Origin of the sequence: Burkholderia sp. WSM2232 (genome assembly GCF_000472545.1) — a bacterium.
GTDB lineage: Bacteria > Pseudomonadota > Gammaproteobacteria > Burkholderiales > Burkholderiaceae > Paraburkholderia.
Window position 1 is genome coordinate 199,524 of sequence record NZ_AWZV01000013.1, and the last position, 18,426, is coordinate 217,949.

Annotated in this window: 15 protein-coding genes and 5 pseudogenes; 10 read left to right on the top strand and 10 right to left on the bottom strand. The window is 62.7% G+C overall.

Features of this window, described 5'->3' with window-relative positions; genetic code table 11:
* Window positions 1–65: 65 nt before the first annotated feature.
* The 5 genes and pseudogenes from F757_RS0114330 to F757_RS35790 all read left to right on the top strand — a co-directional run bounded on the left by F757_RS0114330 (window position 66) and on the right by F757_RS35790 (window position 4,485).
* On the top strand, window positions 66–620 hold the full coding sequence (locus F757_RS0114330) for a carboxymuconolactone decarboxylase family protein (RefSeq protein WP_027211997.1): 555 nt from the start codon (window positions 66–68) through the stop codon (window positions 618–620).
* A gap of 339 nt (window positions 621–959) precedes the next feature.
* Window positions 960–1,385: an OsmC family protein gene (locus F757_RS0114335; protein ID WP_027211998.1), complete on the top strand. Its 426-nt coding sequence runs from the start codon at window positions 960–962 to the stop codon at window positions 1,383–1,385.
* A 150-nt stretch (window positions 1,386–1,535) separates the two neighbouring features.
* On the top strand, window positions 1,536–2,384 hold the full coding sequence (locus F757_RS0114340) for an isocitrate lyase/PEP mutase family protein (protein ID WP_027211999.1): 849 nt from the start codon (window positions 1,536–1,538) through the stop codon (window positions 2,382–2,384).
* A gap of 10 nt (window positions 2,385–2,394) precedes the next feature.
* Window positions 2,395–2,582, top strand: a pseudogene (locus F757_RS37050) (LysR family transcriptional regulator); the annotation flags it as partial.
* Between the two features lie 1,582 nt (window positions 2,583–4,164).
* Window positions 4,165–4,485 carry a hypothetical protein gene (locus tag F757_RS35790; protein WP_156923613.1) on the top strand — a complete coding sequence of 107 codons (321 nt, stop codon included), beginning with the start codon at window positions 4,165–4,167 and terminating at the stop codon, window positions 4,483–4,485.
* A gap of 442 nt (window positions 4,486–4,927) precedes the next feature.
* Here F757_RS35790 and hutG read toward each other — a convergent pair whose 3' ends face one another.
* From hutG to F757_RS0114385, 7 genes are read right to left on the bottom strand one after another with little or no spacing between them, the layout of a single operon-like run.
* Window positions 4,928–5,746, bottom strand: a complete 819-nt coding sequence (hutG, locus tag F757_RS0114355; protein ID WP_027212001.1) for an N-formylglutamate deformylase — start codon at window positions 5,744–5,746, stop codon at window positions 4,928–4,930.
* A gap of 28 nt (window positions 5,747–5,774) precedes the next feature.
* Entirely contained in the window at window positions 5,775–7,175 is a 1,401-nt protein-coding gene (locus F757_RS0114360) for a formimidoylglutamate deiminase (RefSeq protein ID WP_027212002.1), read from the bottom strand.
* Window positions 7,172–7,720 (bottom strand): HutD/Ves family protein, encoded by a 549-nt coding sequence (locus F757_RS0114365; RefSeq protein ID WP_027212003.1) that lies wholly within the window; start codon window positions 7,718–7,720, stop codon window positions 7,172–7,174. Before F757_RS0114365 ends, F757_RS0114360 begins: the two co-directional genes overlap by 4 nt.
* Complete coding sequence (locus tag F757_RS0114370) at window positions 7,717–8,481, bottom strand: amino acid ABC transporter ATP-binding protein (protein WP_027212004.1); 765 nt, start codon at window positions 8,479–8,481, stop codon at window positions 7,717–7,719. The genes F757_RS0114365 and F757_RS0114370 overlap by 4 nt, the downstream gene beginning before the upstream one ends.
* A complete protein-coding gene (locus F757_RS0114375) occupies window positions 8,478–9,146 on the bottom strand; it encodes an amino acid ABC transporter permease (RefSeq protein ID WP_027212005.1) in 669 nt (222 codons plus the stop codon). Before F757_RS0114375 ends, F757_RS0114370 begins: the two co-directional genes overlap by 4 nt.
* A 17-nt stretch (window positions 9,147–9,163) precedes the next feature.
* Window positions 9,164–9,937, bottom strand: coding sequence for a transporter substrate-binding domain-containing protein (locus F757_RS0114380; RefSeq protein ID WP_027212006.1), 774 nt, complete (start codon window positions 9,935–9,937; stop codon window positions 9,164–9,166).
* A gap of 40 nt (window positions 9,938–9,977) precedes the next feature.
* Window positions 9,978–10,727, bottom strand: coding sequence for an IclR family transcriptional regulator (locus tag F757_RS0114385; RefSeq protein ID WP_027212007.1), 750 nt, complete (start codon window positions 10,725–10,727; stop codon window positions 9,978–9,980).
* Between the two features lie 719 nt (window positions 10,728–11,446).
* Here F757_RS0114385 and F757_RS33535 point away from each other — a divergent pair.
* Window positions 11,447–11,812 (top strand): annotated as a pseudogene (locus tag F757_RS33535) (IS110 family transposase); the annotation flags it as partial.
* Here F757_RS33535 and F757_RS35160 read toward each other — a convergent pair.
* Both F757_RS35160 and F757_RS33540 read right to left on the bottom strand, forming a co-directional pair.
* Window positions 11,792–12,229 (bottom strand): annotated as a pseudogene (locus tag F757_RS35160) (transposase); the annotation flags it as partial. The pseudogenes F757_RS33535 and F757_RS35160 overlap by 21 nt on opposite strands.
* A 257-nt stretch (window positions 12,230–12,486) precedes the next feature.
* Window positions 12,487–12,990: pseudogene (locus F757_RS33540) on the bottom strand (porin); the annotation flags it as partial.
* 563 nt (window positions 12,991–13,553) lie between these two features.
* On the opposite strand from F757_RS33540, the gene F757_RS0114410 reads away from it, so the two are divergent.
* The 4 genes and pseudogenes from F757_RS0114410 to F757_RS35175 all read left to right on the top strand — a co-directional run.
* Window positions 13,554–16,484 (top strand): autotransporter outer membrane beta-barrel domain-containing protein, encoded by a 2,931-nt coding sequence (locus F757_RS0114410; RefSeq protein ID WP_051376762.1) that lies wholly within the window; start codon window positions 13,554–13,556, stop codon window positions 16,482–16,484.
* A gap of 172 nt (window positions 16,485–16,656) precedes the next feature.
* Window positions 16,657–16,905, top strand: a complete 249-nt coding sequence (locus F757_RS37055; RefSeq protein ID WP_198021393.1) for a beta-propeller fold lactonase family protein — start codon at window positions 16,657–16,659, stop codon at window positions 16,903–16,905.
* Complete coding sequence (locus tag F757_RS36850; RefSeq protein ID WP_084530862.1) at window positions 16,872–17,000, top strand: beta-propeller fold lactonase family protein; 129 nt, start codon at window positions 16,872–16,874, stop codon at window positions 16,998–17,000. The genes F757_RS37055 and F757_RS36850 overlap by 34 nt, the downstream gene beginning before the upstream one ends.
* A gap of 144 nt (window positions 17,001–17,144) precedes the next feature.
* A pseudogene (locus F757_RS35175) lies at window positions 17,145–17,384 on the top strand (methyl-accepting chemotaxis protein); the annotation flags it as partial.
* 240 nt (window positions 17,385–17,624) lie between these two features.
* Here F757_RS35175 and F757_RS0114420 read toward each other — a convergent pair.
* The gene (locus F757_RS0114420) at window positions 17,625–18,395 is read right to left on the bottom strand and encodes a PfkB family carbohydrate kinase (RefSeq protein ID WP_442856644.1); all 771 of its coding nucleotides are present in this window, start codon (window positions 18,393–18,395) and stop codon (window positions 17,625–17,627) included.
* Between the last annotated feature and the right edge of the window lie 31 nt (window positions 18,396–18,426).

An 18,426-nucleotide genomic window follows, 5' to 3' on the forward strand; every position in this document is an offset into this window, starting at 1 on the left:
CGACGGGTGCCGCGCTTTGCCCTTTGCTGTTCCCACTCATCTCATCTTCAACTTGCGAGACCGCCATGACCGAACGTCTGCCTGCCTTCCAGATAACCGACGCAACGCCGGAGCAAAAGGCGGTTCTCGACGAGATTTTGTCCGGCCCGCGTGGCAACCTGAACGGACCGTTTCTCGGCTGGATTCATAGCCCGGAACTTGCGCAGCAGGCGCAGCGCCTTGGCGCCTTCTGCCGCTATCGCACCGAATTGCCGCTGCGTCTCTCCGAGCTCGCCATTCTGGTCACGGCGGCGCGCTGGCAGGCACAGGCGGAGTGGTACATCCACTATCCGATTGCGCTCGAAGCCGGCGTGCGCGAGGCCGACGCGGAGGCGATCCGCGCGGGACGGCGGCCGGTTTTCGCCGATCCCGACGACGCGCTCGTCTACGACTTCGCAAGCGAACTCTACGACACGCGGCGGGTGTCCGACGCGACCTATGAGAAGGCGCTCGGGCGCTTCGGGCATCAGGTGGTGATCAACCTGGTGGGGCTTCTCGGCTACTACGCGCTTGTCGCGATGACGTTGAACGTATTCGATATGCGCGCCATCGGGCAGGAGAGCCTGCCGTTCGCGGAGTAGGCGCGTCGCAGCATAGAGGCTTGCCGCGGCAGATGTGGCTCATCTGGCGGATGTTGTAGATGCGGCAGATGTGTCATGCACGGCGCGTACGATCAACGGCACCTACGCCATGTACGGCACGTACCCATATGTGCCGCATGAGCCGCATACCGCGTGTGGCACCGTCACGGCATTCGCACACGGAAGCGCCTATGATGAAGGTCGGTCCACGTCCGCGCCGGTCACACTGCGCCGCAGTCACGACCGATGCACAAGCCGCGGACCATCCGGGCTGGACCGTTGCGGCGGGCATCACGCTCAGTCGTGCGGCGCAAAGCAGGGCACAAACAGGAGAGAACGATGAAGCGCAAGGCATCAGCAATCTGGCAAGGCGGTCTGCAAGACGGCAAGGGCTCCATTTCCACCGACAGCGGCGTCCTCAAGGAGACTCAATATTCGTTTTCCACGCGCTTTGCGGACGGCATCGGCACGAACCCGGAAGAACTGATCGCGGCTGCGCATGCAGGCTGCTTTTCAATGGCCTTGTCCGCGGAACTGGGGAAAGCGGGTATTACGCCTGAACGTATCGGCACGACTGCCACGGTCACGCTCGACAAGGAAGGCGGCGGCTTTACGATCACCGCCGTGCATCTCGACGTGGCGGTCAAGATTCCCGGCGGCGACAAGGCCGCGTTCGACAAGGCCACGGCCGACGCCAAGGCCGGCTGTCCGGTCTCGAAGGTACTGAACGCCACCATCACGATGGACGCGAAGCTCGAAACCTGAGTTCGAGCCGGGGTACAGCAGATTGGCGGCGCGCGGGCGTGCTGCGCGTTGCGGCGCTTCGCCCCGCCTTCCTGTTCGTGAAGTCTTTCCGCACAACCCGCGCCGCAGTGCCGGCTTCGCGCCAGCGCGGCGCTTACCGGTGCCACCGCGATGACCACCCAAGCCGAAAAAGCCGAACAATTCCGGGCGCTTCACAAAGCGCCAGAAGCCTTCGTCATTCCTAACCCGTGGGACATCGGTTCGGCGCGGCTGCTTGCGCTGGCCGGCTTCAAGGCGCTTGCGACGAGCAGTGCGGGTTATGCGTTTTCGCGCGGCCTGCCGGATAACGCGGTGGGCCGCGCGCAGATGATGGTCCATCTCGCCGAAGTAGCGGGCGCGACCGACCTGCCCGTCAGCGCCGACCTGGAAAATGGCTTTGGCGACGCCCCCGAAGAGTGTGCGCAGACTATCCGCATGGCCGCGCAGGCGGGCGTGGTTGGCGGCTCGATAGAAGACGCAACCGGCCGCGCCGACGAGCCCATCTATGCCTTCCAGGCCGCTGTCGAGCGCGTGTGCGCCGCGGTCGAAGCGGCGAGGGCGCTGCCGTTCCCCTTCACCCTCACGGCGCGCGCCGAGAACTATCTGGCTGAGCGCCCCGACCTCGACGACACGATTCGCCGCCTGCAGGCGTATGAGCAAGCCGGCGCGGACGTGCTGTATGCGCCCGGACTCAGAACGCGCGAGGAAATCGCGGCCGTGGTCGGCGCGCTCGAGCGCCCCGTCAACGTGTTGATGGGCTTGCAGGGCGTACTGCTCAGCTTCGACGAATTGCGCGCAATGGGCGTGCGCCGCGTGAGCGTGGGCGGCTCGCTGGCGCGCGCGGCGCTCGGCGCCTTCCTGCGCGCCGCGCATGAGATACGCGATCAGGGCACTTTCAATTACACGAAGGACGCGGCGAGCGGCACCGAGCTCAATCAGTTCTTTGCTACCGCCGAGCAGCGGTGGCCGACGCCGGGGTGAGCGTCAGCGACTCGGCGTTCGTATACAGCCGCTCTACATCGTGCGCGACGATATCGTCGCCGGGCGGCTCGTGCCGGTGCTCGAAGACCGGCATTGCCGCCGGTCATCATCAATCTTGCGTATTAGAGCCGACGGCATCAGCTGGCGAAGATTGGAGTATTCGCACAGTCGCTGCGCGAACATATGGAGTCGGCCGGCAAACGTGCAATCGGGGCGATCCTGGTCATGACGCACCCGCGCAACCGGGCCGCACCGACAGAGTCCCGGTGCCGTTCAATGTGGCGTGCGAGGAAGCCCTCGCAGAGCTGCGGCACCGTGTATGATTCCGGCGTCAAAGCCACCCCCAAGGCGGTTCGATGTCCTGCGGGTGAGCGCCAAGGTCTTCGCCCACGTCACGGCGCGCTCGAACGTCCTGCCATTTGGCTATCGCAGGCGCATAGCCGCGGCTGGCCATTCTGCCGGTATCTGCTGACGCATCCGTCCGTCGACGGGCGAATTGAATCGGTATGTTCAACTGCGCCGCGCATGGCCGGCGCAGGTTATCCATGAATGACCGAAAAAACTTACGCCAGGCGTTTGAAAAGCGTCTGAAGTTTCGCAACCTTAGACGAGTGTAGATGCGGTTCCTGGCGTCGGCGATCAGCGCTGTCAGCCGTTGCGGGCGGGCTTTTCAAGCATGAATGCCCCGCTCGACGCACCTCTTGCAAATGACGAAGGAAACGTGCTGAATGCTCGCAGAACAACGTCCCGTCGCTTTCGCGATGCGTGCGCTCGCGCCGATGCGGATGCTGCACGCGCGGCAGCGACACATGGGGCAGGGACGGGTCGACATCGGGCCGGACCACACAAGATGAATTGGTGAGCGGAAGCGCCTTGGGTGTCAGGTTGAGCGCGGCAACCCCCAATTTAGAGCAGCAAATGCAGTATTGCTAATAGCAGTTATCAACACTGGAGCACTCCACAATTTCACGCAGTTTTCGCAAGGGCCGCCGTCGCCCTTCGCCGTCAAATTCTTCACGCTCCCACCTGACCCAACTCCGATGCGGGCTACGGTTGCATGGTGCCGGACCGATGGGGGAGGGTGACGGCATCGCAAACCTGGAAACGAACGAAACATGAACAAACAGGAACTAGTGGACGCCGCACCGCCGCAACGGGAAAGAGCAAGGCGGCCGCGGCCCAGACGATCGACGCCTTCATCGGGACAGTAACCAAGGCGGTCACGAAAGGTGACGCGCTTTCGGAAGCTGGCTAGGCAGGGTTGCGACGCGTCATCAGATTAGCGTTGGGACGCTATGGGAACTCAGCGTGTCGGAAGATATGCCTGAGCTGGGAACTGCGGGATGGATACTTCCCGGCGATTTCGCAATCCGCACTACGGCGATTCCGACGCTCGGGCGTCTTGATGACGGCAGGTTGAGCTCCATACAGACGCCATCGGCATGGCTTGCTGACCGTCGGTGCATGCCGTATTGGTTCAGATGCTTCGTGCTAAATGACGCGGGCGTGTCAGCGCCACTCTGGAAACGCGAGTGGCTTGATCCGACTGCCGAATTCTGTAGCGTGCACCACAGGCCCCTTGAAACGGTGCCGGCGTCCGTGTTCCGGCTATCAAATCATTTCCATGCCGCGCTTCGAGCCATCAGCCGCTACCGCGAGAAATGCTTGTTTCGGGCCACCGGCCGCCTGCGCTAGCAGAATTAATGGACAGAATTAGCGCTCGAATGGACACCGCTAGCAAAATTAACGATCTTCAACAAAAGCAAACGCGAACTGCCCGGTGGCATCGGCGAACGCCTCGATGGGCTGCTCGGCGAGTTGGCCGAGCCACTTCCGAATCATTGCGGCAAGCGGTCTTGGCGTAAGTGGCGACACGGCCTGCGCCGATCACGTGATTGTGTATCGGATGCGCAAGCTGGCGGGACTGGGCGCGGTGCTGGCCGGTGAAGGTCCGAACAATACCGATAACATTCTCTATTCGACGGGCGCGTCGCCGACGGGCTTCGAGCATCCTCATTGCCTGCCGACCGACTGGAGCGCGAGCATGATCGAGAACGGCCATTCGACCAGGGCTTCGGCATGCGCCGGGCCGCCGCATTGACGGCGGCTTCAGCGTCTTTGCTTGCGCTGGCCGCGTGACGCTCATCGGTGATGCCGCGCCCGCCCCGTTCGATCAAAACTTGTGGCGAATGCCGACCGACACCGCGACTTGCGACGCTCGACGACGCGCCGCCCGCTGACTGGATATACGCGATCTTCGCGAGCGCGTTGCCGGACTTGATCGAGGGGTCTTTCAGCAGAGAGCGGACCTGATCTGTCGACCTTAGCCGACGCAGTCACGGGGCCGTAGCACTCTCCAATGCGCTTCACTCTCTTCTACGCTGCTGGGCTTTGACTTCCGCATTCGGAATACGCGCGGCTGCTCCGAGCGCTGGCGAAGTTCTATAAGCGTATATTGGACAGAGCGTCCCTGTTCGATCGGATTGGCGCCCGTGGTGTTCAGAATGTATTTCTAAGAGGTCCCGCGGCAAGGAAGTTCGCACTCATTTCGCCCGCGAGGCGTCCGGAGTCAGCTTGAAGATTGCGTCGAGCGCACCATTCACCATGCCGCGTACCACCGGTTCCACTTTCTTTGCGACCTCGGGCAGATAGTCGAACGGCGCGTTCTCGCTCATGTAGGTGGACTGGCACATCTCCAGTTGCACCGCATGGACGCCGTCCTGCGGCGCGCCGGCGTGCCGCGTGATAAAGCCGCCCTTGAAGCGGCCGTTCGCAATCCACGTGAACGGACTCGCCGCGGCGACGCGCTGCACCGCTTCCTGCACAGAAGGTGCGGCGGTGCGGCCATCCTGCGTGCCGATGTTCAAGTCCGGCAGCTTGCCTTCGAAAAGGCGCGGCAGCACGCTCGCTATCGAGTGCGCTTCCCACAGCAGCACGTTGCGATGTTGGCGGCGCAGGCGCGTCACTTCTTCATGCAGGGCGTCGTGATACGGCTGCCAGTAAGTGGACACGCGACGATTGCGCTCGGCCGCGTCCGGCGCGCAGCCCTCGCGATACAGCGGCTCACCGCGAAACGTTTCGGTTGGGCACAGCGACGTGGTCGTCTGCCCCGGATACAGGCTTTCGTCGTTCGACGGCCGGTTCAGGTCGATAACGTATCGCGACACGCGCGCACCGAGAATCGTTGCGCCGAGCGCGCAGGCGAATCCGTAGAGGCGGTCCAGGTGCCAGTCAGTGTCAGCGACCGTCAGCGCGAAATCGGTGTACCGGTCGCGCAGCGCATCGGGGATCTGCGTGCCCAGATGGGGAATGGAAATAATCAGCGGCGCATCGCCGCGTTCGAGTGAGAAAAGATCGTTCATGGTGCCTGAGATCGGTTGACGGTTGCGTTCAGGCGTCGGCGAGCAGCTGTGCTAGCGCCCGGCGATAGTCTGCGTAATGCCTGGCTTCGTCGCGATGACGGCGCTCGTGGATCACGCGCTCGCCGCCGACGAAGACGTCCCGCACCGGTGTTTCGCCGTGCTCGCAGAAGACGGCGGACGACAGCCACGTCGCGCTGGTCTGCTCGGCGAGATCGGGATGGTCGGGATCGAGCACGATCCAGTCCGCCCGCGCGCCCTGCTCGAGGGCGCCGACCATTCGGCCGGTGGCGCGCGCGCCGCCCGCAAGCGCGCCCTGGAACAGGCGGTCGGCGACATGCGATGCCTGCGGCGAGGCCAGCACGTTGCGTTGACGCCGCGCGAGCCGCTGGCCATATTCGAGCAGGCGCAGTTCCGCGCGCCAGTCCACGCCGATATGGCTATCCGAGCCGACGCCGAACGCGCCTCCTGCATAGAGGTAGTCGCTGGCGGGGAACAGGCCGTCGCCCAGATTCGCTTCGGTCGTGAGGCACAGGCCTGCAATTGCGCCGCTCCTCGCGAGCGCGAGCGTTTCGCGTTCGTCGACGTGCGTCGCATGCACGAGGCACCAGCGCGCGTCAACGTCGAAACGTTCGAGCAGCCATTGCACGGGCCGAGCGCCGAGCGCCGCGACGCAGTCATCGACCTCCGCGGTCTGCTCGGCAATGTGGATATGCACGGGCGCGCCGGGCGACATCGCGTCGAGTCCCTCGAGCGCGGCGCGCAATGAATCCCCCGATACAGCGCGCAGCGAGTGCGGCGCGATTCCGTAACGTAGCGCGCCGTGCTCCGGACGCGCGGCGCGCAGCGTGCCGAGAAGCTCCAGAAAGGCGTCGGTCGCGTTGATGAAGCGGCGCTGGTCGGCGCGCGGCGGTTGTGCGCCGAATCCGCTGTACTGATAGAGCACCGGCAGCATCGTCATGCCGATGCCGGTTTCGCTGGCCACATCCACGACGCGCTGCGCGAGTTCGGCTGGATGCGCGTGACGGCTGCCGTCCTGCGCGTGGTGCACGTAGTGGAACTCACAGACGGACGTATAGCCCGCCTTGAGCATCTCGACATACAGCCAGCGCGCTATTGCACCGAGCGTCTCGGGCGTGATGCGTGCGACGAAGCGGTACATCAGGTCGCGCCAGCTCCAGAAGCTGTCCGTGGGATTGGCGCGGTATTCCGTGAGACCGGCCATGGCGCGCTGAAACGCGTGCGAATGCAGGTTCGGCATGCCCGGAATGACCGGCCCCGCTGCGCATACGGCATCCGCCGGCGCGGTGGTCGTGTCGGGCGTAACTGCGATGAGCGTACCCGCGTCGTTCCACTCGATCAGTACGTTGGTGCGCCAGCCATCCGGCAGCAGCGCATCTGCTGCAAAGAGCGATTTCGGGGATGAATTCAAGAGTTGGCTTCCGTATTCAGCGACGTGCACACCAGCACGCCGTCTCCGTGTATGGCGATCTCGACGGGATTCGCCCGGTCGATGCGCAGTGTGTCGAGTGGCGTCAGCGCGATGCACGCCGCCCGGGCCCGCACCTCGATCGATCCCTGAGCGCAAAGCAGCAACGCCGTGTCAGCGGCGAAGGTCCAGCGCCCAGGTGCGCGCACAATGTCGACCGAGGCGCGTGCCACGCCGCGGTACGTCATCAGGTTGAACACCCGCACGGGACCGTTTGCGAGGTGTGCCGTCACCGGGGCCTCGCCGGTGAAGCGAGCAACGTCGAACGCACTCAGGACACCTACGCCGCGGAGTGTTATCTCTGCGCCGTCGAGAACCATCAACAGGCGATCGACGCCTTTGAGACACGAGAACGGCCCGTCGCGATCAATATCGGCGATGCTCACGCGCCAGGCGCGCGCGCAAGACGCGACTTCGCGCGTGAGGCCGCCGCCGTTCTTCCACGGCGCCGCCGCGAGCGCGGCGCCGGGTATCAAGGTCGCGTTCATGCGCGCGACAGCACCGCCTGCAGGAAAGAGCGCGTGCGAGGTTGCGAGGGAGTCGAGAAAATCTGTGCGGGCGGCCCCGCTTCGACGATCTCTCCGCCGTCCATCACGACCACGACGTCCGCAACTTCCTTCGCGAAGCCCATCTCGTGAGTGACGACGAGCATGGTCATGCCTTCGGAGGCGAGCAGCTTGATCACCTGCAGCACTTCGCCCACGAGCTCGGGGTCGAGCGCTGAAGTCGGTTCGTCGAAGAGCATGACGCGCGGCTGCATTGCCAGAGCCCGCGCGATGGCGACGCGCTGCTTTTGGCCGCCCGAGAGGCTGGCGGGCATCGCATGCGCCTTTTGCTCGAGGCCCACCTTCTTGAGCAAGGTGAGCGCGGCGGCCTCTGCATCGGCTTTCGAAGTGCCGCGCAGCATTCGCGGACCCACCGTTATGTTGTGCAACACCGAAAGATGCGGGAACAAATTGAACGACTGAAACACCATACCGACTTCGGTGCGCAGCGCGTTGAGAGAGCGTTCTTTTAGCACCGTGCCGTGATCGACGAGCCGGTGGCCGCAAATATCGATTGTGCCGTGCTCGGGCTGTTCCAGTCCGTTGCAGCAGCGCAGGAACGTGCTTTTGCCGGAACCGCTCGGCCCGATCACGACCACGACCTGGCTCGGGTGGATGTCGAAGTCGATGGCGTTCAATACGCGATGTGTGCCGAACGACTTCGTGAGTTCACGAATGCTGACGATTGGTTGAGCGCTGCTCATTGCACCATGCCTCCTGCGCGCAGCCGACGCTCGACGCGATGAAGAATGAAGTTGGTCGCCTGCGTGAGCACGAGATACACGAGCGCGATCACGATATACACTTCGAGCGATCGGTAGGACACGCTGATGATTTTCTGGCCCTCGTGCATGAGGTCGTCAATCGTCAGTAGCGACACGAGGGCCGAGTTCTTGATCAGCGCGATGAACTCATTGCCGAGCGGGGGGATCATGCGCACAATGGCCTGCGGCAGAATGATCGCGCGCATGGCCTGTCCCGACGACATGCCGATGGAGCGCGCCGCCTCCATCTGTCCTCGATCCACGGACTGGATCGCGCCACGCACGATCTCCGACACGTAGGCCGCCGAATACAACCCGAGCCCGAGCATGCCGCAGACGAACGCAGGGAGCAGGATGTTGAACTGCGGCAGGCCGAAGAACAGCAGGAAAAGCTGCACGAGCAGCGGTGTGCCGCGGAAGAAGATCAGGTAACCGGTGCAAAAGCCGTAAGCGAGCCGCCGTTGCGGATAGAGCCGGCCGATGCCAATCAGGAGGCCGAGCAGGCACGAGAGCACGAGCGCGGCGGCGGTCACTTCAACTGTGACCAGCGCGCCGTGCGCGATGTCGGCCCAACCGGCGAACGCCGGCGTGAAGTCGAGTTGCATGAGTCAGGTCCGCCGGATTACTTGGCGTTCGCCGCAGTGCTGGTACTCGCGCCGAACCACTTCTTCACGATGGCGTCGTAAGTGCCGTCCGCCTTGATCTTCGCGAGCGCGGCGTTCATCTGGTCGCGTAGTTGCGGTTCATCCTTGCGCACCGCGATGCCGTACGCTTCGGTCGTCAACTCCTTGTCGAGCACACGGAAACCGGGGCGCGTCCGCACAAACTGATACGCGGCGGGCTTGCCAGTGACGGCGGCGTCGGCACGGCCGATACCAACGAGATCAAACATCTCCTGGTTCTTTTCCACCTCCACGCGCTGCACCTGCGGATAGTTGTCGCGCAGGAAATTGACTGACTTCGTGCCGACCTGCACGCTTACTTTCTTGCCGTTGAGATCGGCGAGGGTCTTGATCGGCGAGTCGGCCTTGACGAGCGCGGAGAGACCGCCCGCGAAGTATGACTGCGTGAAATCGACAACCTGCGCGCGTTCCGGCGTGATGTAGATGCCCGAGATCGCCGCGTCGAACCGCCGCGCCACGAGACCAGGAATGAGCCCCTTGAAATCGATGTCCGTCCACTGGACCTGCTTGCCCATCGCCTTGGCCAGTGCGTTCATGATGTCGATGTCGAAGCCGGTGCGCTGGCCCTTATCGACGAATTCCATCGGCGGGAAAGTCGCGTCGGTTGCGACGTTGAGCACGTTCGAATCTTGCGCGGATGCCGTGCCGGGCGTGATCGCCGTCAGCAGCGCCATACCGAGGGTCGCAGCGGAGAGAAGGTTTTTCAGTTTCATGGTGTGGGCTCCAGATTGTGTGGCCGTCGTTGAGTGAGATTCAGGCAGATTGCAGCCGGGTGGAGATGCTATTGGCCGTGCGCACGGTCCAGTCGGCGAGTTGTTGTTCGCGGCCCGCGGCGCGCGAGGACGGGGCCATCAGCGTGATCGATGCGCTCGCGCCCGCGCCGCGCGACATGCGCCGGAACACGGGCGCACTCACGCCCCAGACGCCGGGGTCGACTTCGCTGTCGCTCACGGCGTAACCGCGCGCGCGAATGCGCCCGAGCTCGGTCTCAAGGGCGGCCCGCGCCGCTTCGTCGCCGGCGAACTGGCGCTCCAGTGCTTCGTTGCGCGTTTTCTCCGCCATGAAGGCGAGCAGCGACTTAGCGGACGCACCCGCGCGCAACGGCACCGCGCGGCCTTTTTCGAACGAGCAACGCAGCGAGTGCGTGCTCTCGACCATCTCGAGGCAGATCACCTGGTCGTTCAAGGCGATGATGAGCCCGACGCTCTCCTGCGTCGCGCGCGAGAGCTGCACCATGCCGTCGCGGCTCGCGTCGACCAGCATCGAATTGATGTCGAAGCCGAGTGCGAGCTGCAGGCTCACAGGACCGGGGGCATAGCAGCCTGCGTCCTCCGTCACGAAGCCCCAGCGCTTAAGCAGCGCGATTTGGCGATAGAGCGTGCTTTGCGCGAGGCCGGTCACGCCGAGCATGTCCTTCACGGACATGGCCTTGCCGTGGCTCGCGAGCGCAGTAAGTACGAGCAGCAGCCGCTCGGCGCCGATGACGCTGGATTCCTGTTTCACCTTGAGTCTTGCCCGAAGAGATGCGATTCCGACGACGCAGAATGCCACAACGCTCCCGCCGGACAAAAATGCGATTCCCATTCCGCGGGAAAGATGAGTTGGGGTTTCCGCTACGGCTTACCTGGATCCGTGCTCAGTCGCAGCAGTACCGCAATGCGAGGGGCGCAGTCGTTACGCTGGCGAGCAGATGCAACAGCGCCATCATGTGTTAAACGTCAACAGCCAACGTCGCTTCGATCGGACGGCGCCAGCCACTGTTAGTTCTTTTGAGGTTGGAGCTGCCAGCTTGAAACACTCGAGGGCTAGTCGACTGGTCGGACGAAATCAGCGATGGTTTCTTCCAGCACATTGCCTCGTTTGACGCGTCGTTTGATCGGCGGCGGCCACCATGACATCGAGTTCCATCATTTTTTAGATCTCGGCCCTGCAGTCGAGTGACCGGTGTATCTCATTACCCGACGCCAAAACCCTGGTCCAGCGAACGGCTGTTCAGGGGGCGGGAGCAGGCGCGGACGACTGGCCGCTTTCGGGAAGCCAAACTCCATCGGCCGCTTCGCGGCGTTGAATTGGGGGACGGGGCCCGGCACATTCCGACCGAGATGGAATGGACACCGCCCCCCTTCGGGGACGTGGGCATAATTGAGGGCCTCCAGAACCGAACGGCATCAATGTGCCAAAGTGGAGTTGCGACACAACCACTTGAGGAACGGAGGCCCCAAATGAATGCTACGACATACGGACTGGATGTTGCAAAGCGGGTGTTTCAGTTGTACTGGGTCGACGCCCAAAACGGCGAGATTGCGAATCGGAGGTCTGGCCGCGACGATCTGATTACGTTTCTGGCTCAGCGTCCTGGCGGGCGCGTCGCTCTTGAAGCTTGCGGGAGCGCTCACTGGTGGGCACGTAAAATTCAGGCGTTGGGACGCGAGGTCGTGTTGTTGCATGCGCAGTTCATCCGACCATTTGTGCAGACGGACAAGACCGACGCGGCGGATGCGAAGGCCATATGGACTGCCGTTCAGCAACCTGGAATGCGCACCGTCGCAGCGAAGACAGAAGATCAACTTGCTGCCGTCGATGGCCACCGTATCGGCAGATAGCAGTTTCAGACGACGGCATGGTTCGACGAAACGCCGGCATACGTTCCGTATCGCCACGCCGTTGTCGCGGCGAAAGTCTCGATCGTCTTGAAGTCTGGTGTCAGACGTCCTGTCAGCCACATCATTTCGATATTGCGCTGGCATTCGCGCTCAAGACGCCGACTGGAAGGTTCCCGGTTCAGGTAGCCATAAATGTAGACCTTGAGCATCACGCCCGGGTGGTAGGGCGGACGCCCTGTGGCCGCCGGCGTAGCGCCGTTGAAGCCCGGGTTCCGCGGGGTCTAGTTCGTCGACGAAGACATCTATGATTCTGACCGGATTGTCCTGTCCTATGTAGTCGTCGACGCATTCGGGAAGTAGTGTGACCTGTTTGCGGTCATCGCCTCCAACGAATCGCTTCATGAGTCACCCGGTCTCAATGAGTTGCTTCAGTTTAGGCGATGAGTGCGTTTTCACACAGGCTCGGCCAGTTTCTGCCGTTCGCCTGCGCCTTGCAGTGGTAACCCGAACGGCCGGTCCGCGCCAGAACCTGCCCAAACTTCAACTTGATCGTTTCGGCCTCAGCCGACATTGGAGCCGTCGGAGGTGTACGGCAGGAATGCGGCGAATTCCCGACCGTGGCGGAGTAGCCCGCGGACAACTTCGTTTGCCACGAGCGCTTAGAACTTGTGCCTGATACCCATTACGACACCCGTCTGATTCTCGTTGGCGAGAGTAGTCCCGTAGCCGCCAACGCCGAGCGTTGAGCCGCCTTTGTTGCGTGCGTAGGCTGCCGTCGCGTAGAGGTCAGTCCGCTTCGACAAGAAATAATCAGCGGACAGGACCGCGAGCCACGGGTCTGCACCCGTCGAATGAACGTCTTGGCAGTAGCCGCTCGCAGTGAGAGAAAATGCTGGCGTGACGAAATATTCAGCGCCCAACCAATACATGTTGGCGGCGTTGGCTTTCGAGCCGTTTGGCACCGCAATGGGATTTGCAGGAAGGAAAGCGCTCGATGCGCGCAGGTAACGATACCCTGCATACGCTTTCACTGGACCAAATTGATACGAGGCGGCAGCGGACACTCGACGTTCAGTGCCGGTGTTCGTTGCTGCCGTGTTGCTGTTGCGTTGCTCATACGCGGCGGTCGCGGCGAACGGGCCAGTAGCGTAACCGATCGCGCCGCGGCGGGGAAGGGTAGCGTGTCACCACCGACGCGGGCAATCGTCGGGCAGCGCCGCAGTCCCGCGATTGCAGCCGCAGGTATTGCCGCGCAGACCTGCAGCCGGGCGTTTTCCCAGCGCGCAACGAACTGTCCTTCGATACTTTGATAAGGCCCGCACCACGGCCGGCCACTGCTCAGTCCCAACAAACTGATCTGTCAGCACTTAATGAATTCCCGATACCTGCCGATATCCCACTTTGAGAGCGGCCCAAAGGCGTCGCACCCGTGAAACCGATTCGCGCGCAAAGAAAAAGAATGACTGGGTATTCAAAGGTGATGGCAGCGTTGAATTATGCGCGGTGGATAGATAGGTGGTTTCGTTTGCAGGCTATATTTGCGCTGCTCTTTATCTCTGTCCAGGCCATTTTTGGCAGCGCTGCGGCTTTCGCATTGTCCGCTGGTTGTACGGCGGTCAACGGGTTAAGCACGTCCGCGACGACCTCCACATTCCCGGCTTCTGACTTTGTTTCTGGCGATACGCTCACCGTCAGCTTCTACAACGACGGTCAGGACTCAAGCGGTTTGGAAATCGGATCGGACCACGTACTGGTGGAGACTGCCGGTTATTCGCCATATCTCGTGTTCTATGCGTCGGATCACACGACGGCGGGCAGCCAGTCCGTTACCGTTCCAGCGGGAGACCTCTCGGCCAGTGGCCTGAACCTCTTCGTGTCAACGTCCAACGGCAATATCAGCAATGTTGTCTATTCGTGTACGAATGCAACCGCCGCTGCGCCTGTGGCCGGAGCCGTCAGCGCGACAGTGGCGGCGAACAGTTCTGCCAATTCGGTCACGCTGAACATCACGGGCGGCACGCCGACCTCGGTGGCCGTTGCAACGGGCGCATCGCACGGCACGGCGACGGCAAGCGGGACCTCGATCAACTACACGCCGGCTTCGGGCTATTCTGGCAGCGACAGTTTCACCTATACGGCGACCAATTCAACAGGGACCTCATCGGCAGCAACGGTCACAGTTGCCGTCACAGCGCCCACGCTAGCGTTTTCGCCGTCAGCGGGCGCGCTTGCAGCGGGCACCGTCGGCACCGCGTACAGCCAGACAGTCACCGTATCGAACGGTCTTGCGCCGTATAGTATGTCGCTCGGCACGACGAGCAACGTGTCCGGGACACTGTCGGCGACCGGCACGGCAACGATCGCGTGGACGCCGACAACCGCAGGCACCTACAACGTGACGGTGCATGCCACGGACGCGGATGGCGTGGCGGGCTCGGCAGCGTATACGATCACCGTGACGGAGCCGGCGCCGATAGCAGGCGCAGTTTCAGCGACGGTCGCCGCGAACAGCAGCGCCAGTCCGATTACGCTCAACCTGTCTGGTGGATCGGCCACGTCTGTCGCGGTGGCTTCGGCCGCCTCGCACGGAACTGCGACGGCATCCGGCACCTCGATCACCTACACGCCGACGTCCGGATACTCGGGCACCGACTCGTTCACGTACACGGCAACCAATGGCACGGGCACTTCAGCGGCGGCAACCGTCGCGATCACCGTGAGTTCGCCGACCTTGGGGTTCACGCCCTCTGCAGGCACCTTGACAAGTGGCACGGTCGGCGTCGCGTATAGCCAGTCCGTGGCCGTGACCGGCGGAACGTCGCCCTATACGTATTCTGCAACCGGACTGCCGACCGGGCTGGCGATCTCGTCGTCCAGCGGAACAATCTCCGGCACGCCGACGGTGTCCGGGACATTCTCCACCACCGTCACCGCGACGGATGGCAATCACGTGACCGGAGCCGTGGCCTACACGCTCTACGTTGCGCCCCTCGCGCCTGTGGCCTCGAACGTGAGCGTGAGCGTCTCAGAGAACAGCACGAACAACTCAATCACCGTGAATGCCGCAGGCGGTGCCGCAACCTCAGTCGCGATTGTGTCGACTGCGCGCCATGGTCTGGCGAGCGTGTCGGGAACCTCCATCACCTATACGCCTAACACGGGCTACACAGGATCGGACAGTTTTACGTATAGCGCGACAAACGCCTCGGGCACCTCAAGTGCGACGGTCAATATCAGAGTGTCCGGCAACGCGCCTGTCGCCCTGGATCACAGCGCTACGCTGTATGCAGGCCAGACGGCTTCGGTGAACCTGAGCGACGGCGCCACCGGCGGGCCGTTTTCTGGCGCGGCGCTCGTCAGCGAGCCTGCCGCGGCACATGGCACTGCCAGGATCAGCGCGAACAGCACCGGCTATGTGCTGACGTTCGCTGCCGCTTCGCATGCGAGCGGCGCAGTGGTCATCCGCTACACGCTGACCAATTCGTGGGGCACATCGACGCCTGCCACCGTCACTTTTCAGGTGACGACCCGTCCGGACCCGAGCAAGGACGCTGAGGTGGTTGGCTTGCTCAACGCGCAGGCCCAGAGTGCAGAGCAGTTCGCGAATGCGCAGATCGGCAATTTCAACGACCGCCTGGAACAGTTGCATAGCGAGCGCACGCGGCACGATGGTCTATTTAACATCCACGTCGGATTACCGCAGGCGCGTACAGCGCAGACGGGCACCCGTACGTCCGCGCAGCAGACCGGCATCTCGACCGCTCATTCTGCCGCGCTGGATGAGCAGACAGCGGAAAATGTCGGTCCACAACTCCCGCAGTGGCTGTCACGCGGAGATCTCGCCGTCTGGACGGGCGGCTTTGTCAATTTCGGCACGTCTGAAAAGGATTCCGTTCAGCTCAGTCATACACTGGTCGGTTTGAGTGCCGGCGCGGACTACCGGTTCCAGCCGGCCCTTGTAGCAGGGTTCGGGTTTGGTTATGGGCGAGATATCAGCGATGTCGGAAGCTTGGGGACGCAAAGCCGGGGCGAGGCTGTCAGCGTGGCCTTTTACGGAAGTTACCACCCCAGCGCTGTTTTCGTGGATGGCCTGCTGGGCTACAGCCATCTGACCTTCGACAGCCGGCGCTATGTGACGGATACGGGAGCGTTCGCGAACGGCAGCCGTGGTGGTGACCAGATTTTCGGCGCCTTGACCTCTGGCTACGACCTGCGCACGGGCGCGGCGCTGCTCTCGCCGTATGCCCGGCTGCAGTTCTCATCAACGCTCCTCAGGCGATATGCGGAAAGCGGAGCGGGCGCGTTCGATCTCGCCTATGCCGATCAGCGGCTCAGCCACGTATCCGGCGTGGCCGGCTTGCGTGGCGAATACGGCATTCCCGCCTCGTGGGCGGCGATCAGACTGCGCGGCCGGATCGAATACAGCCACGCACTGACGGGAACTAGCACGGCGCGGCTAGGTTATGCGGACACGGATGACAGCACGTATGCGGTTACGGTGCTCGGACTGAGCGAAAACCAGTTGATGACCTCGGTGGGGGTCGACTTCCAGATGCCCCTCGGCTTTACTACGGGACTCACGTACCAAGGCACGTTTGGCATGAGCGATCACACGCGGAATCATGCATTCGTGATTCGCCTGTCAGTGCTGTTTTAAACGTGCGGTGACGCGTCATCGCACCGTATGCATGGTCTTGCCCGCAGACGGAACTCATACGTCGCAATGCCATCTTCGCAAACAGCCTTTGCCGGTCCGGGAGACCCTTCGACGTGCTGGAACGTGAACATGCTCGGCTTACTTTCTAAATCTGTCGGCAACTCTTCTTTCATTGCCGGTCAGCAGCGAGACTTTCAAGGGCACGACAAGCGGGGCGGAAATCGCCGTCAGCGGCGATGGGCGCTTTGTCTATGCCGAAAATCGAGCAGAAGATTCGCTGGCCGTCTGTAGGGTCGATGCGAATTCCGGCGACCTCTCGCTGGTTCAACGTGTGGCCGCGGGCAGTGAAAGGCCTTGGGTTTCGCGATCGATAGGTCCGGTAAGTGGATGCTGGTTGCGAACCAGGGCAGCGGCAATGTGAAAGTGTTGGGCATCGACACCGCGTTCGGCAAGCTTTTTGATGGCGGGCAAACGGTCAGCGTGCCGACTCCGGTCAGCATCGCCTTCGTTAAATAGCTGATTTAGAGGTGGGCTCGCATAATACCGCTCAATGTCCGGGACGCCGCAAATGCGCAAGATGGAACCGCCGTTGGAACAGATGATCGACACCGACGGTGAATATAGTCTCACGGTTCACGCCGGCGGGTGCGCGCGAGGAGCGTGAGCGTCGCGAGGGTAATCCGCTTGCGCATCGCACATCGCGCGTCGCGGTGGAGGTTGAATGCGGCTGTTAAAGTTGCTCGTGCAGGCGAGGAAGGTCTAGGCTTAAGAGTGGTTGCAGGTGAGCATCGCGCACGGGCGCGCCGCAGCGCCACCGCCGCGAAGATCAAGAAACTGATCCGTGCATCAGTCGACCGCACGCAGCGCGGCGCTTCACCTATTATGCAAGCGGGCAAACGATTGGAAACAATTTACGATGCCGACGAAGCGCTCCAATCCGGCGGCTGCCCCGATCGACGAAACAGTCATGAGTTGGGCTTGTCTTTGCCAGTTTGCCACCGGTTCTTCGTTGCTATTCTTTGCGACCTCTCAGGTTCCGCCCTGGCCCTCGGATTGGGCAGGATCATCTCGCCAGGTGCGAAGCTGGCCTGCCTACCAAGCGAAGGGCCGCTCCTGACAACTTCGGCCGTCCGCTACAGGTCAAGCCGCCTGGCACGCCCGGACTTCTTCCAACCTTGGAATCGAAGGTTGCGCGCCGTGACGTTGAACGCAGATGCTTGCGGCGACCTGCGCGTGCGTGAGCGCATCCGTGAACGCGGCCCGCATCGCCAGCTTCGCTGCCAGCGCGCCGACGAAGGTATCGCCGGCGGCGGTCGTATCGATCGCGCGAACCTGTCGCGCGGGATAGCGCGTTCCCGCGATTACCTCGCCCACGACATAAACGCCTCGTTCGCCGAGCGTCATCACGATGTTGCGCGCGCCAGCACGATGCAGCCTGCCCGCCGCGTGTGCGGCGGTGTCGCTTGCATCGGGGGCGAGTCCCGCGAGAATCGATACCTCGATTTCGTTGGGTACGAGATAGTCGATCAGTTCAAGCCAGTTGGCGGGCAAAGGTTGCGTCGCGGGCCCTGGATTCAGCACGGTCAGCTTGCCTAGCTGGCGCGCGATGACAAGCGTCGCGTGCACGGTCTCCGGCGGCGTTTCGAGCTGACACACGACCACGTCGCAAGCACGAAAGCGCGCTTCGTTCGCGTGAATGGTTGCGGGCGACAATGCGCCATTGCTGCCCGNCACCACCACGATACTGTTCTCGCCGGCAGCGGACACCGTGATCATCGCGAGGCCGGTAGAGTGCGTATCTGAGACTTCGATGCCCCCGCAATCGATGCCTTCGGCTGCGAGTTCATCGACACGTTGCGCGCCGTAAACATCGCGTCCGACGCAGCCGATCATCGCGACGCTCGCGCCCATGCGCGCGGCGGCAACCGCCTGATTCGCGCCT

Coding starts and splice junctions, on each gene's coding strand:
- F757_RS0114370 (WP_027212004.1), bottom strand. CDS start 8,481: ATGAGCAGCGCTCAACCAATCGTCAGCATTCGTGAACTCACGAAGTCG.
- F757_RS0114365 (WP_027212003.1), bottom strand. CDS start 7,720: ATGAACGCGACCTTGATACCCGGCGCCGCGCTCGCGGCGGCGCCGTGG.
- F757_RS0114340 (WP_027211999.1), top strand. CDS start 1,536: ATGACCACCCAAGCCGAAAAAGCCGAACAATTCCGGGCGCTTCACAAA.
- hutG (WP_027212001.1), bottom strand. CDS start 5,746: ATGAACGATCTTTTCTCACTCGAACGCGGCGATGCGCCGCTGATTATT.
- F757_RS0114335 (WP_027211998.1), top strand. CDS start 960: ATGAAGCGCAAGGCATCAGCAATCTGGCAAGGCGGTCTGCAAGACGGC.
- F757_RS0114380 (WP_027212006.1), bottom strand. CDS start 9,937: ATGAAACTGAAAAACCTTCTCTCCGCTGCGACCCTCGGTATGGCGCTG.
- F757_RS0114375 (WP_027212005.1), bottom strand. CDS start 9,146: ATGCAACTCGACTTCACGCCGGCGTTCGCCGGTTGGGCCGACATCGCG.
- F757_RS36850 (WP_084530862.1), top strand. CDS start 16,872: ATGCTGGTTGCGAACCAGGGCAGCGGCAATGTGAAAGTGTTGGGCATC.
- F757_RS0114330 (WP_027211997.1), top strand. CDS start 66: ATGACCGAACGTCTGCCTGCCTTCCAGATAACCGACGCAACGCCGGAG.